Origin of the sequence: Streptomyces echinoruber (assembly GCF_014651135.1) — a bacterium.
In the GTDB taxonomy this organism is placed as follows: domain Bacteria; phylum Actinomycetota; class Actinomycetes; order Streptomycetales; family Streptomycetaceae; genus Streptomyces; species Streptomyces echinoruber.
In genome coordinates, this window is sequence record NZ_BMWH01000003.1 from 1 (window position 1) to 14,156 (window position 14,156).

The following is a 14,156-nucleotide window of genomic DNA, read 5'->3' on the forward strand; positions in this document are numbered from 1 at the left end:
GGCCGTCCCCGCCGGGGCAGCTCCCCCCGGTACGGGCGCGCCGGGGTCAGGCGTGCTTGGCCCGGCTCGCCGCCCGGGCGCGCTCGCGCTGGTCCAGGACCACCTTGCGGATGCGGATGGCCTCCGGGGTCACCTCGACGCACTCGTCGTCGCGGCAGAACTCCAGGGACTGCTCCAGCGACAGCTTGCGCGGCGGGATGATCTGCTCGGCCACGTCGGCGGTGGACGAGCGCATGTTGGTGAGCTTCTTCTCCTTGGTGATGTTGACGTCCATGTCGTCGGCGCGGGAGTTCTCGCCGACGATCATGCCCTCGTACACCTCGGTACCCGGCTCGACGAAGAGCGTGCCGCGCTCCTGGAGGTTGGTCATGGCGAAGGCGGTCACCACGCCGGCGCGGTCGGCGACGAGGGAGCCGCTGTTGCGGGTCTGCAGCGGACCGGCCCACGGCTCGAAGCCCTCGTGGAGGGAGTGGGCGATGCCGGTGCCGCGGGTGGCGGTGAGGAACTCGGTGCGGAAGCCGATCAGGCCGCGCGAGGGCACCACGAACTCCATGCGCACCCAGCCGCGGCCGTGGTTGGACATGTTGTCCATACGGCCCTTGCGGACGCCCATGAGCTGCGTGACCGCGCCCATGTGCTCCTCGGGCACGTCGATGGTCATGCGCTCCACCGGCTCGTAAACCTTGCCGTCGATCTCCTTGGTGACCACCTGCGGCTTGCCGACGGTCAGCTCGTAGCCCTCGCGGCGCATGGTCTCTACGAGGATGGCGAGCGCGAGTTCGCCGCGGCCCTGGACCTCCCAGGCGTCGGGCCGGCCGGTGTCCAGCACCCGCAGCGAGACGTTGCCGATCAGCTCGCGGTCGAGGCGGTCCTTGACCTGGCGGGCGGTGACCTTGCGGTCCTTGACGGCCGCCTTGTTGTCGGCGCCCTTGCCGGAGCCGCCCCGGCCGACCAGCGGGGAGGTGTTGGTGCCGATCACCATGGAGATGGCCGGCTCGTCGACCGTGATCAGCGGCAGCGCGACCGGGTTCTCCGGGTCGGCGAGGGTCTCGCCGATCATGATGTCGGGGATGCCGGCGACGGCGCAGATGTCGCCCGGGCCGGCCTTCTCGGCGGGCTTGCGGGTGAGCGCCTCGGTCATCATCAGCTCGGAGATGCGCACGTTCTGCACGGAGCCGTCGCGCTTCATCCAGGCCACCGTCTGGCCCTTCTTCAGCTCGCCCTGGTGGACGCGCAGCAGGGCGATACGGCCGAGGAAGTTGTCGGCGTCGAGGTTGGTGACGTGCGCCTGGAGCGGGGCGCCCTCCTCGTAGGTCGGGGCCGGGATGTGCTCCAGGATGGTCGAGAAGAACGGCTCCAGGCTGGTGGAGTCGGCCGGTACGGTCCCGTCCTGCGGCTTGGTGAGGGAGGCCACACCGTCGCGGCCGCAGGCGTAGACGATCGGGAACTCGATCTGGTCCTCGTCCGCGTCCAGGTCCAGGAACAGGTCGTAGGTCTCGTCCACGACCTCGTCGATGCGGGCGTCCGGACGGTCGGTCTTGTTGATGCAGAGGATGATCGGCAGCCGCGCCTGCAGCGCCTTGCGCAGCACGAAGCGGGTCTGCGGCAGCGGGCCCTCGGAGGCGTCGACGAGGAGGACGACGCCGTCGACCATGGACAGGCCGCGCTCGACCTCGCCGCCGAAGTCGGCGTGGCCGGGGGTGTCGATGATGTTGATGGTGACCGGGTCCCCGCCGTCCTTGGGGTGGTACTTCACCGCCGTGTTCTTGGCGAGGATCGTGATGCCCTTCTCACGCTCCAGGTCGTTGGAGTCCATCATGCGGTCGTCGACCTGGTCGAGCTGGTGCGCGGCGAAGGCGCCGGCCTGCTTGAGCATCGCGTCGACGATGGTGGTCTTGCCGTGGTCGACGTGGGCGACGATGGCGACGTTGCGGATGTCGTGGCGCTGAATGGACGCGGCCATGGTGCGGCGTATCTCCCGGGGGTTGCGGAATGCCCGGCGCGGACGTCTGCGGTGCGCGGGCCCTGCCGGGCTGAACATGCCACGGCCTCACCCCATGGTACGGGTGCCGCGACGGCGACCACCTCTCCGGTGTGCCGGTATATCCGGTTCTCCCGGTTTGCGACCCTCTCGGGTCTTCCTCACACCCCTCGGCCTTCCGGAGTCGCACGGTTGTAGTTTGACCTGGCTTTGCCAAAGAGGCGGGGCGCGGCCCGCGGTCCGCCGGCCGGCTTGATCACCCGCGCCGGATGGATCGGCATTCCCGGCGACGGCGCGGACGCGTGTCCGGAAAACCGCTGCCGGCCGCAAGACGGTCACCTCAAGGAGCACCGCCGCCCTCTCCGCCCGTGCCGCCGGCCCGCCGGGTCGGCGGCGGTGTGTTCCGCGGCACGGGGCCGGACCTCGCGTCGAGAACCGGTCTTTCGTCGTCTTTCGTCGCGCGATCGCGGATACAGGGTTTTCCCTATGGCTGGAAATAAAGGGAGTTCTCCACGGTCACAGGCGTATGCCGTCCGCACTAGTCTTGCCTGCTGCTCACCCGGCCGCCCGACTCGCGGTCCGGTGAACTCTTCCGCCGCGGCGTCGAAGCAGATCTCCGCCGTCGGCGCAACTGATTTATCGTCAACTCGTTCGCTATCCGGACAGTTGACACCGATACTTGTGTAACAAGTCCGTTTCGCAGGCATCTTTCACCAAACTGTTTGTCCGGATTTTGGAAGAAGTAGATGCCAGGTGTGATCGAACCGAGACCTAAGAGGTGTGGCTCACCTGTGAGCCATGGCAGATAGTTAGGCGCGTAGAGCTCGGGTGGACGAGCCACGTGCCGCGGACGGCGCCGGCTCACGAGCCTTGCGGGTGCACCTGATTCCCCGTTCTTGCGGTCCGTGGGATGTCCTGTGCCCGCTCTTGCGGTGAACAAAAGGACTCAGGAGGAGGAACCCATGCGTGGTGCCAGGAGCGCCAAGTGGGTCGCGGGCGCGATCGTCATAGCCCTGGCCGCTACTGCCTGCGGCGGAAGTGACGACAACAGCGGCAACAGCGGCGGCAGTGGCGCCGGCAAGAACGGCGGGACCTTCCGGATGGGTATCACCGAGCCGGTGGCCATCGACCCCTACAACGCGCAGGAGTCCGAGGGCATTCTGGTCACGGACAACCTTTTCACGGGCCTGTACGAGCCGACCGCCGACGGCCAGGTCGTCCCGGCGCTCGCCACGTCCAAGAAGGCCAGCTCCGACGGCAAGACGTGGACCTTCACCATCAAGAAGGGCACCAAGTTCACCAACGGCGAGCCCGTGGACGCCCAGGCGTTCATCCGCGGCTGGAACCGGGTGGCGCAGAAGTCGGCCGCGTCCGACGTCGCCTACCACATGGCCGGAATCGAGGGCTTCGACGAGATCCAGGCCGGCAAGTCCAAGGCCATGTCCGGCCTGAGCGCGCCCGACCCCTACACCCTCCAGGTCAAGCTGTCCTCGCCGGACTTCGAGTTCTACATCAAGACCACCCACACGGTCTTCAGCCCCGTGCCCAAGGCCGCGGGCGACGCCCACAACAAGGCGTACAACGAAGCCCCCATCGGCAACGGCCCGTTCAAGATGCAGGGCAAGTGGGAGCACAACAAGTCGATCACCCTCGTCCGCAACGACTCCTACGGCCTGAAGAAGGCTCACCTGGACAAGGTGCAGATCGACATCCTCAACGCCAACAACGGTGTGACCCTGGAGTACCAGGGCTTCGAGTCGGGTCAGTACGACTGGGCGCGCATGCCCACCCCGCAGCTTCCGGCCGCCAAGGCCAAGTACGAGCCGCAGGGTGAGTGGATCCAGGAGGACACCAACGGCATGAACTACCTCCTGCCGATCACCGACAACGGCCCGATGAAGAACCCGAAGGCGCGCCTGGCGGTCTCGTACGCCATCGACCGGGATGCCATCATCAAGGGCGTCTTCCAGGGCATGATGACCAAGTCCACGACGATCCTGCCGCCGGTCTTCAAGGACGTGTACCAGAAGGACCTGTGCACCTCCTGCGTCAAGCAGGACAAGGCCAAGGCCAAGCAGCTCGCCAGGGAAGGCGGCCTGAAGCCCGGCACCACCATCGAGCTCGGCTACAACACCGGCTCCGGCCACGAGGAGTGGATCCAGGCCGTCAAGCAGCAGCTCGAGGACGTCCTCGGCGTGAAGGTGAAGAGCACCGGCAAGCCCTTCGCCGAGCTGCTCGCCGACCAGCAGAAGCCGGGCGCGACGGGCCTGTACCGCTTCGCGTGGGGCGCGGACTACCCGACGCCGGACAACTACCTCTTCCCGCTGCTGGACACCGCGTCCATCAACAAGGACTCCTCCGGCAAGGTCACCGGCGACAACCGCGGCCGCTACAGCAGCAAGCAGTTCGACGCCCTCGTGGCCAAGGCCCGTTCCACCGCGGACCAGGCCGGCCGCAACGCGCTCTACAAGCAGGCCGAGAAGAAGGCCCTGGACGACATGGCCCTGATCCCGCTGTGGAACCGCACCCAGCTGCGTCTGGTCAACACCAAGAAGTTCGCCGACATCCGCATGGACTTCCACGAGAACCCCAACCTCGCCGAGATCAGCATGAAGTAGCCCGGGCGCCGCGGAACGCGGCAGTCCGGTGACGGGGCCGCGGTGCCGAGCTGGACTCGGGTGCCGCGGCCCCTCCGATCGTCGGGAGGACGCGATCCGCCCTCCCGTCCCCACCCCGCATCCCCGTCCGCGGACGGGGACGCTGCCCGGCGAACGGCAGCGCGGCGCAGAGAGGCAAGTCATGGGAAGGTATGTGGTCCGTAGGCTGGGCCAGTTGGTCGTGGTCGTACTCGGTGCGACGCTGATCCTGTTCGCCTGCCTGTTCGTGCTCCCCGGCGATCCCGTGGGGCAGATCGCGGGCAGCGACAAGGCGCGCGACCCGGCCGTGATCGAGCAGTTGCACAAGCAGTACGGACTCGACAAGCCCCTTGTCGTGCAGTACGGCACCTACGTGGGCAAGCTCGTCACCGGTGACCTCGGCACGGACTACACGCAGAGCCGTCCGGTCGCGGAGATCCTCGAACCCAAACTGGTCAACACGGCGAAGCTGGCGGTGTTCGCCATCGCCATCGACATCGTCATCGGCGTCTCCGTCGGTGTGGTGGCGGCGATGCGCAGATACTCCATCTGGGACGTGTCGGCGACCTTCGTCACCACACTCGCCATCGGCGTGCCGTCCATCGTGCTCGGCATGCTCATGCAGCGTCTCTTCGTGGTCGAACTGGGCTGGTTCCCGCTGATCGCCGACGGCAGCTTCAAGTCGATGGTGCTGCCGGCCGTGACGCTCGCGATCATCGACGCCGCCCTCGTCGCACAGCTCGCCCGCAGCACCATGCTCGAAGTGCTGCGCGCCGACTACGTGAAGACGGCCGTGGCCAAGGGACTCTCCCGCCGGACGATCCTCTTCCGCCACATCCTGCGGAACTCGGTCATCCCCGTCGTCACCTACCTCGGCATCTCGTTCGGCACGCTGCTCGGCGGCGCGATCATCACCGAGACGATCTTCAACTGGAACGGCATCGGTCTCGCGCTGATCCAGGCGATCCAGCAGAACAACAACCCGATCATCGTCGGGGTGGTGACGATCAGTGTGGCGATCTTCGTCCTGCTGAACCTGGTCGTCGACCTGCTGTACGCCGCTCTCGATCCGCGTATCCGCCTCTCCTGACCCGCCGGGTCGCCACCAAGGAGTCACACCATGACCGAACTCGTCACGGGCACGGGAGAGCCGGCACCGGCCCCCGCCGCGACACAGCCCGGCGCGGAACCCAGCGTCGCCAGGGTCAGTCAGTGGGCCGACATCCGGCACCGCTTCTTCGCCAACAAGCTGGCCGTGGTCGGCCTGGCGATCATCGTCGTCCTTGTGCTCACCGCCCTCCTCGCCCCCGTGCTGGCGCCGTACGACCCGCTCAAGCAGGACCTGACCGCCACGCTCCAGGCCCCGGGCGGCAAGCACCTGCTGGGCACCGACGCGCTCGGCCGGGACCAGCTCTCCCGCCTCATCTACGGCAGCCGGATCGCGGTGGTCGTCGGCCTCGCCTCCATCCTCGTCGCGCTCACCATCGGCATCGTGCTGGGCGCCCTGGCCGGCTACTTCGGCCGCTGGGTCGACACGGTGATCATGCGGGCCGCGGACATCTTCTTCGCGTTCCCGCTGCTCATCGGCTCCATCGTCATCATCCTGCTGATGGGCCGCGGCGTCCTGCCCGTCGTGCTGTCCCTGGGCATCTTCCAGTGGGCCACCTTCGCCCGCCTGCTGCGCAGCCAGATCCTCTCCGTGCGCGAGATGGACTTCGTCCACGCCGCCCGGGCGCTCGGGGCCGGCCGGAGCCGGATCATCCGGAAGCACATCCTGCCCAACTCCGTCACGTCGGTCCTGGTGTACGGCACCAGCAACGTCGGCATCGCCATCGTCGCGGAGGCCTCGCTGTCGTACCTGGGCGTGGGGGTCGACCCGGAGGTCGCCGAGTGGGGCAACATGATCTCGGCCGGGCGCGGATTCATGGGAGTCAAGGACTTCATGTGGACCTACCCGAGCCTCGCCATCGTCATCACCGCGCTGGGCTTCATCCTGCTGGGCAACGGCCTGCGCGACGCACTCGACCCGAAGCTGCGGTGAGGCACACCCGTGAGTCGACCCCTGCTGAAGCAAGACGAAGGTGATGGCATGACCAGCCTGGAAACGGCTCCCGCGAACGCCGGGCCGGACGGGACCGCGCCGCTGCTCGAAGTCCGGGACCTGCACGTGGAGTTCAAGGTCCGCGACTCCGTCACGAAAGCGGTCAACGGCGTCAACTACAGCGTCAACGCGGGCGAGACGCTGGCGGTGCTCGGCGAGTCGGGCTCGGGCAAGTCCGTCACCGCACAAGCGATCATGGGCATTCTGGACAGCCCTCCCGGACGCATCACGAAGGGCCAGATCTTCTTCCAGGGCCAGGACATCCTCAGCCTGCCGGAGAACGAGCGCCGCAAACTGCGTGGCGCCAGGATGGCCATGATCTTCCAGGACGCCCTGTCCTCCCTCAACCCCGTGCTGTCGGTGGGCTTCCAGCTCGGCGAGATGTTCCGCGCCCACCAGGGCCTGACCCGCAAGGAAGCCAAGGCGAAGGCCATCGAGCTGATGGACCGCGTGCGCATCCCCGCCGCCCGGCAGCGGGTCAACGACTACCCGCACCAGTTCTCCGGCGGCATGCGCCAGCGCATCATGATCGCCATGGCGCTCGCCCTGGAGCCCGACCTCATCATCGCCGACGAACCGACCACCGCCCTGGACGTCACCGTCCAGGCCCAGGTGATGGACCTGCTCGCGGAGCTCCAGCGCGAGTACAACATGGGGCTGATCCTCATCACGCACGACCTGGGCGTGGTCGCGGACGTGGCCGACAAGATCGCCGTCATGTACGCGGGCCGGATCGTGGAGACCGCCCCGGTCCACGAGCTGTACAAGCGGCCGGCCCACCCGTACACACGCGGCCTGCTCGACTCCATCCCCCGGCTCGACCAGAAGGGGCAGGAGCTGTACGCGATCAAGGGACTGCCCCCCAACCTGCAGCAGATCCCGCCCGGTTGCGCCTTCAACCCGCGGTGCGCGCAGGCACGGGACATCTGCCGCACCGACGTTCCGGCGCTCGTCCCGGTGACCGGCGAGGACGGCACGGAACTGCCGGGCCGTGCTTCCGCGTGCCACTTCTGGAAGGAGACGCTCCGTGGCTGAGCTCAGCAAGGACAGCGGACACACCGACGCCATGCCGAACGTCTCCGAGGTGGAGGTCGTCGACGCGTCGTCCGAGACGGAGGCGGTCGCGGCCGTCGAGGCGCCCGTTCAGCGGGGAGAGCCGATCCTGCAGGTGCGGGACCTGGTGAAGCACTTCCCGCTGACCCGGGGCATCCTGTTCAAGCGTCAGATCGGAGCGGTCAGAGCGGTCGACGGCGTCTCCTTCGACCTCCACCAGGGCGAGACGCTCGGCATAGTCGGCGAGTCCGGCTGCGGCAAGTCCACCGTGGCCAAGCTGCTGATGAACCTGGAGCGGCCCACCGCCGGGCAGATCTTCTACAAGGGCCAGGACATCACCCGGCTGTCCGGGCGTGCGCTGAAGGCGGTGCGCCGCAACATCCAGATGGTGTTCCAGGACCCGTACACCTCGCTCAACCCCCGCATGACGGTGGGCGACATCATCGGTGAGCCCTTCGACATCCACCCCGAGGCGGCGCCCAAGGGCGACCGGCGCAAGCGGGTGCAGGAACTGCTGGACGTCGTCGGCCTCAACCCCGAGTACATCAACCGCTACCCGCACCAGTTCTCCGGCGGTCAGCGCCAGCGCATCGGCATCGCCCGCGGGCTCGCGCTCAACCCGGAGATCATCATCTGCGACGAGCCGGTGTCGGCGCTGGACGTCTCCGTCCAGGCGCAGGTCATCAACCTGATGGAGCGGCTGCAGGACGAGTTCAACCTCTCCTACATCTTCATCGCGCACGACCTGTCGATCGTCCGGCACATCTCCGACCGCGTCGGCGTGATGTACCTCGGCCGGATCGCCGAGATCGGCACCGACGAGCAGATCTACGAACACCCCACGCACCCCTACACCCAGGCGCTGCTGTCGGCGGTGCCCGTCCCCGACCCCGAGGCCCGCGAGCACCGCGAGCGGATCATCCTCACCGGCGACGTGCCCTCCCCGGCCAACCCGCCCTCCGGCTGCCGCTTCCGCACCCGCTGCTGGAAGGCCCAGGACAAGTGCGCCCAGGAGGTGCCCCTGCTCGCCGTGCCCGAGCGGTTCAAGGGCACCGACTCCCCGGCGGCCCACGAGTCGGCCTGCCACTTCGCGGAGGAGAAGGACGTGGTCCACGCGGCCTGACGCCCGCCGCCCACGTGCCCGGTTCCCGGTGCCCCGCGGGGTGCCGGGAACCGGCGTTCCGCCCCGGGACATCCGAGGACCGGGCGCTTCGGAGCCGCACACTTCAGGACCGGACGCTTTGGGACCGGACACTTCAGGACCAGGATGCTGCACCACATCGAACTCTGGGTGCCCGACCTCGCGCGCGCGGTGCGCGAATGGGGCTGGCTGCTCACCCGGCTCGGCGGCCGGCCCTACCAGGAGTGGGAGCACGGCCGCAGCTGGCGGCTGGGCGGGACGTACCTGGTCGTGGAGCAGTCGCCGGCGATGAGCGGCGAACGCCACGACCGGATGCGCCCGGGGCTCAACCACCTCGCCTTCCACGCCGGGAGCCGCGGTGACGTCGACACCCTCTCCGCCGCCGCCCCGGCCCACGGGTGGCACCCGCTCTTCGCCGACCGGTACCCGCACGCGGGCGGACCGCGGCACTATGCCGCCTACCTGGTGAACTCGGACGGCTTCGAGGCGGAGTTGGTGGCCGCGGAGCAACGGGCCTGAGGCGTCACGGGGCTACGCGCGCCCCCGCCCAGTGGCACGCCACCTGCGCCCGGCCGCCCCCCTCCAGCACCGCCGGTTCCTCGGTACGGCACCGGTCGGCGACGCCCGCCCGCGCGGCCTCGCCGCCCGCCAGTACCGGGCAACGGGCCTGGAAGCGGCAGCCGGAGGGGATGTGGGTGGGGTCGGGCGGCTCGCCGGTGAGGACGACGGGGGCGCCCGGGGCCTCGGGGAGGACGGAGAGGAGGGCCTGGGTGTAGGGGTGCCGGGGTGCCGTGAGGACGTCCTCCACCGGGCCGGTCTCCACGACGCGCCCCAGGTACATCACCGCCACCCGGTCGGCGATGTTCCAGGCGAGGCCCAGGTCGTGGGTCACCACCAGCGCGGCCAGGCCCAGTTCGGTGCGCAGCCGCAGCAGCAGGGCGAGGATCTCGCCGCGCGCCGAGGCGTCCAGGGAGGCCACCGGCTCGTCGGCCACCAGCAGTTCCGGGTCCAGGGCCAACGCGCCCGCGATGACGACGCGTTGGCGCTGTCCGCCGGAGAGTTCGTGCGGGTGGCGCAGGAAGAAGCGCTCGGGGGGCCGCAGTCCGGCGCGGGAGAGGGCCCGCGCCACCGCCTCCCGCTCGTCACCGCCGTGGCGGTGGATGCGCAGGCCCTCGGCGACCGCCTCGTAGACCGTGTGCCGGGGGTTGAGGGAGCCGCTGGGGTCCTGCAGGACCAGCTGGGCGCGGCGGCGGTAGGTCTTCAGGGCCCGGGAGCCGTACTCCAGCGGCCGGCCCGCGAAGACGACCTGCCCCCGCGTCGGGCGGACCAGGCCGAGCAGGGCGCGGGCCAGCGTCGTCTTGCCGCAGCCGGACTCGCCGACCAGGGCGACGATCTCGCCGGGGCGGATGTCGAGGTGGACGCCGTCGACGGCGCGCAGCGGCGGTCCGCCGCGCCGGCCCGGGAAGGCGACGTGCAGGTCCCGGGCGCTGAGCAGCGGGGGCGGGGACGGGGTGCCGTCGTCGGTCACGGGGTGCTCCTCGTCCTGGACGTGCCCGTCGCCTCACCGGCGGGGGCGGCACCGGTGGCGGCAGCATCGGTGGCGGGTCCGGCGGCGGCAGCCTCGGCGGCGGGTTCGGCGGCGGGTTCGGCGGCGGGTTCGGCGTTCGTGCCGGTTCCGGTGGGTCCGGCGTCCGTGCCGGTTCCGGTGGGTCCAGCGTTCGTGCCGGTTCCGGTGGGTCCGGCGTTCGTGCCGGTTCCGGTGGGTCCGGCGTTCGTGCCGGTTCCGGCGGGTCGGGTGTCCGCTCCGGCACCGGCCACGGGGCCGGTGGCTGTTTCGGCTTCGGTGACAGGTTCGGTGTCCGTGCCGACTCCGGCCGTGGGTTCGGCGTTGGCTTCGGCGCCGGGGGCGAGCCCGGTGGCCGCTTCGGTTCCGGCCACGGGTGCGGTGGCCGTTCCGGTACCGGCGGCCGGGTCGGCGGTCGCTCCGGTACCGGCGGCCGGCTCTGATGCCGACCCGGTGGCCGTTCCGGCACCGGCGGCGGACCCGGCGTCCGTGCCGGCTCCGGTCGTCGCTGCGGCGTCCGCCGCGGGGGCGTCCCCTTCCGCCCCGACCCGTACGCACGCCGCCCGCCGGCCCTCGCCCGCCTCCCGCAGCACCTGGTCCCGGGTGGTGCAGACGTCGAGCACGGCGGGGCAGCGGGGGTGGAAGGCGCAGCCGGCGGGGACGGCGGACGGGTCGGGCGGGTCGCCGGGCAGGCCGCGCGGGGCGAACCGGGAGGCCGGGTCGCCGATGCGCGGGAAGGCGGCGGACAGGGCCTGGGCGTAGGGGTGGCGGGCGTCGTCGTACACCGCCCGGGCCGGGCCCTCCTCGACCACCCGGCCGGCGTACATCACCGCCAGCCGGTCGCAGGTGTCGGCGAGGACGGCCAGGTCGTGGCTGATCATGATCAGGCCGAGGTCCTGCTCGGCGACGAGCTGCTCGATCAGCCGCAGGATCTGCGCCTGGATCATCACGTCCAGCGCGGTCGTCGGCTCGTCGGCGACGACCAGGCGCGGGTCGCAGGCGAGCGCCATCGCGATCATGACGCGCTGCCGCTGGCCGCCGGAGAGCTCGTGCGGGTACGCCGACGCCCGCGCCGCCGGCAGGCCGACGTGCTCCAGCAGCTCACCGGCGCGCCGCCGGGCCGCGGCCGCCGTCGCCTTCCGGTGCAGCAGGATCGGCTCGGCGATCTGGTCGCCGACGCGGTGCACGGGGTTGAGGGAGTGCATCGCGCCCTGGAAGACGATGGAGGCGCCCGCCCAGCGCACCGCCCGCACCCGCCCCCACCGCATGGTCAGCACGTCCTCGCCGTCCAGCAGCACCTGCCCGCGCACCCGGGTCCCGGCCGGCAGCAGCCGCAGCAGCGCCAGGGCCAGCGTCGACTTGCCGCAGCCCGACTCGCCCGCCACGCCGAGCTTCTCGCCCGCCGCGAGCCGCAGGTCCACGCCCCGTACGGCGGCCGCGCCGCCCGGGTAGGTCACCTCCAGGTCCCGTACGTCCAGCAGTGTCACCGTGCCACCCCCAGCCGCGGGTTGAGGACCGTCTCCACCGCGCGTCCGCACAGCGTGAACGCCAGGGCCACGCCCGCGATGGCCAGGCCGGGCGGCACCAGGTACCACCAGTCCCCGGCGCTGACCGCGCCCGCCTCCCGCGCGTCCTGCAGCAGCCCGCCCCAGGACACCACCGTCGGGTCGCCCAGGCCGAGGAAGGCGAGGGTGGCCTCGGTGAGGATGGAGGAGGAGACCATCAGGGTGGTCTGCGCCAGCACCAGCGGCATCACGTTGGGCAGTACGTGCCGGGTCATGACGTGCGCGTGCCCGCCGCCCAGCGCGCGGGCGCGCTCGATGTACGGCCGTGCCTCCACCGCCAGCGTCTGGGCGCGCACCAGGCGGGCCGTGGTCGGCCAGGTGGTCACGCCGATCGCGAGGATCACCGTGCCCAGCGAGCGGGGCAGCACGGCGGTCAGCGCGACGGCGAGCACCAGCGTCGGCATCACCAGGAACCAGTCGGTGACCCGCATCATCACCGTGGCGTACGCGCCGCGGAAGTGCCCGGCGGTGATGCCGACCGCCGCGCCGATCGCCACGGACAGCACCGCCGCGAGCAGCCCCACCAGCAGCGAGACCCGTGAGCCCCACACCACCAGGCCCAGCAGGTCGCGGCCGTAGCGGTCGGTGCCGAGCCAGAACCGGCCGCTCGGGGGCGCCAGCGGCTGCCCGGGCGCGTCGGTGACCCCGGCGACGTCGGATCCGACGGCCAGCGGCGCGGTCAGCGCCAGCAGCGCGCACAGCACGAGCGCGGCCAGGCCCGCCAGGCCGGCGCGGTGGGTGCGGTACTGCCGCCAGAACCGGGCCGCCGCCCGCCGCCGGCGCTGCCAGGCCGGCCGGCGCGGCCCGGCGTGCGCGGCGGCGTCCTGTGCGGAGGCATCCTGCGCGGCGGCATTCTGCGCATCCGCGCCCCGCGCATCCGCGCCCCGCGCATCCGCGCCCCGCGCATCCGCGCCCTGCGCATCCGCGCCCCGCGCATCCGCGCCCTGCACGTCCGCGCCCCGCGCATCCGCGCCCCGCGCGTCCGCCGGCGGGGTCACTCCGGTCGTCATCGCCCCACCCTCGGGTCGAGCAGCGGGTACACGAGGTCGGCCAGCGTGTTCATGATGATCACCGCCGAGGCGAAGAGGAGGAACAGGCCCTGCACCAGGGGCAGGTCGGGGACGCTGAGGGCCTGGTAGAACAGCCCGCCCAGACCCGGCCAGGAGAACACGGTCTCGACCAGGATCACGCCCGCGACGGTCCGGCCGAGGTTGATGAAGACGAGGGTGACGGTCGGCAGCAGCGCGTTGGGCACGGCGTGCCGGCGCCGCACCAGGTCGTCGCGCAGGCCCTTGGCGCGGGCGGTGGTCAGGTAGTCGCTGCCCATCTCGTCCAGCAGCGCCGAGCGGGTGACCAGCAGCGTCTGGCCGTACTCGACGGCGACGAGCGTGACGACCGGCAGCACCAGGTGGTGGGCGACGTCGAGGACGTGCGCGAGGCCCTCCTCGCCGCCGGACTCCATGCCGCCGGTCGGGAACAGCCCGGGGACCGGGCCCACGCCGACCGCGAGGACGACGATCAGCAGCAGGCCCAGCCAGAACGACGGCACGGAGTACAGGGTCAGCGCCAGCCCGGTGTGGATCCGGTCTCCGAGCCGCCCGTGGCGCCAGGCGGCGCGGGTGCCCAGCACGATGCCGAGCACGGTGTACAGCACGAACGCGGTGCCGGTCAGCAGCAGCGTGTTCGGCAGCGCCTCGGTGATCTTGTCGATGACGGGCGCGCGGAACTGGTACGACGTGCCCAGATCGCCGGTGAGCGCCTTGCGGCAGTAGTCGGCGAACTGCTCCCACAACGGTAAGTCCAGCCCGAACTCCCTGCGGTACTGCGCGAGTTGCTCGGCGGACACCGGACGCCCGCCGGTCATCGTCTTCACCGGGTCGCCGGGGATGAGCCGGAAGAGGAAGAAACCGGTGACGAGGACGGCGAACAGCGACACGGCGGCGCCGGCCAGCTTGGCCGCTCCGTAGCGCAGGTAGGCGGCGGCGGTGCGGGCGCGCGGGCCGCGCACCGCCGCACCGGTGGTCCTCCCGGCCACCTCCTCCACCGGGGGCGGCGCGGCGTCGGCGGTCATGGCCGCGGCCCGGGTGCCGGGCCTGCGGGGCGGGTCGGTCGCAT

10 protein-coding genes and 1 pseudogene are annotated in these 14,156 nt (G+C 71.0%); 6 read left to right on the forward strand and 5 right to left on the reverse strand.

Going from position 1 to position 14,156, the window contains the following annotated elements; all coding sequences use genetic code 11:
• Positions 1-46: 46 nt before the first annotated feature.
• Positions 47-1,963: a translational GTPase TypA gene (typA, locus tag IE225_RS05095; RefSeq protein ID WP_190056118.1), complete on the reverse strand. Its 1,917-nt coding sequence runs from the start codon at positions 1,961-1,963 to the stop codon at positions 47-49.
• A gap of 980 nt (positions 1,964-2,943) precedes the next feature.
• Here typA and IE225_RS05100 point away from each other — a divergent pair.
• The 6 genes from IE225_RS05100 (at position 2,944) to IE225_RS05125 (ending at position 9,431) form a co-directional block, all read left to right on the forward strand.
• Complete coding sequence (locus tag IE225_RS05100; RefSeq protein WP_190056119.1) at positions 2,944-4,599, forward strand: peptide ABC transporter substrate-binding protein; 1,656 nt, start codon at positions 2,944-2,946, stop codon at positions 4,597-4,599.
• Between the two features lie 181 nt (positions 4,600-4,780).
• Positions 4,781-5,707 carry an ABC transporter permease gene (locus tag IE225_RS05105; RefSeq protein WP_190056120.1) on the forward strand — a complete coding sequence of 309 codons (927 nt, stop codon included), beginning with the start codon at positions 4,781-4,783 and terminating at the stop codon, positions 5,705-5,707.
• A 30-nt stretch (positions 5,708-5,737) separates the two neighbouring features.
• The gene (locus tag IE225_RS05110) at positions 5,738-6,658 is read left to right on the forward strand and encodes an ABC transporter permease (protein ID WP_190056121.1); all 921 of its coding nucleotides are present in this window, start codon (positions 5,738-5,740) and stop codon (positions 6,656-6,658) included.
• 48 nt (positions 6,659-6,706) lie between these two features.
• Entirely contained in the window at positions 6,707-7,753 is a 1,047-nt protein-coding gene (locus IE225_RS05115) for an ABC transporter ATP-binding protein (RefSeq protein WP_190056122.1), read from the forward strand.
• Positions 7,746-8,894 (forward strand): ABC transporter ATP-binding protein, encoded by a 1,149-nt coding sequence (locus IE225_RS05120; RefSeq protein WP_229879259.1) that lies wholly within the window; start codon positions 7,746-7,748, stop codon positions 8,892-8,894. Before IE225_RS05115 ends, IE225_RS05120 begins: the two co-directional genes overlap by 8 nt.
• A gap of 144 nt (positions 8,895-9,038) precedes the next feature.
• Positions 9,039-9,431: a VOC family protein gene (locus tag IE225_RS05125; protein WP_190056123.1), complete on the forward strand. Its 393-nt coding sequence runs from the start codon at positions 9,039-9,041 to the stop codon at positions 9,429-9,431.
• 4 nt (positions 9,432-9,435) lie between these two features.
• Here the strand turns inward: IE225_RS05125 and IE225_RS05130 are convergent, their stop codons facing one another.
• From IE225_RS05130 to IE225_RS05145, 4 genes and pseudogenes are all read right to left on the reverse strand, one after another.
• On the reverse strand, positions 9,436-10,440 hold the full coding sequence (locus tag IE225_RS05130) for an ABC transporter ATP-binding protein (RefSeq protein WP_190056124.1): 1,005 nt from the start codon (positions 10,438-10,440) through the stop codon (positions 9,436-9,438).
• Positions 10,441-10,916: 476 nt separating this feature from the next.
• Positions 10,917-11,963: pseudogene (locus IE225_RS32845) on the reverse strand (ABC transporter ATP-binding protein); the annotation flags it as partial.
• Complete coding sequence (locus IE225_RS34205; RefSeq protein WP_229879265.1) at positions 11,960-13,051, reverse strand: ABC transporter permease subunit; 1,092 nt, start codon at positions 13,049-13,051, stop codon at positions 11,960-11,962. The gene IE225_RS34205 and the pseudogene IE225_RS32845, both read right to left, overlap by 4 nt.
• The gene (locus IE225_RS05145) at positions 13,048-14,112 is read right to left on the reverse strand and encodes an ABC transporter permease (protein ID WP_190056126.1); all 1,065 of its coding nucleotides are present in this window, start codon (positions 14,110-14,112) and stop codon (positions 13,048-13,050) included. The genes IE225_RS34205 and IE225_RS05145 overlap by 4 nt, the downstream gene beginning before the upstream one ends.
• Positions 14,113-14,156 lie beyond the last annotated feature (44 nt).

Coding starts and splice junctions, on each gene's coding strand:
- IE225_RS34205 (WP_229879265.1), bottom strand. CDS start 13,051: ATGACGACCGGAGTGACCCCGCCGGCGGACGCGCGGGGCGCGGATGCG.
- IE225_RS05100 (WP_190056119.1), top strand. CDS start 2,944: ATGCGTGGTGCCAGGAGCGCCAAGTGGGTCGCGGGCGCGATCGTCATA.
- IE225_RS05110 (WP_190056121.1), top strand. CDS start 5,738: ATGACCGAACTCGTCACGGGCACGGGAGAGCCGGCACCGGCCCCCGCC.
- typA (WP_190056118.1), bottom strand. CDS start 1,963: ATGGCCGCGTCCATTCAGCGCCACGACATCCGCAACGTCGCCATCGTC.
- IE225_RS05125 (WP_190056123.1), top strand. CDS start 9,039: ATGCTGCACCACATCGAACTCTGGGTGCCCGACCTCGCGCGCGCGGTG.
- IE225_RS05145 (WP_190056126.1), bottom strand. CDS start 14,112: ATGACCGCCGACGCCGCGCCGCCCCCGGTGGAGGAGGTGGCCGGGAGG.
- IE225_RS05105 (WP_190056120.1), top strand. CDS start 4,781: ATGGGAAGGTATGTGGTCCGTAGGCTGGGCCAGTTGGTCGTGGTCGTA.
- IE225_RS05115 (WP_190056122.1), top strand. CDS start 6,707: ATGACCAGCCTGGAAACGGCTCCCGCGAACGCCGGGCCGGACGGGACC.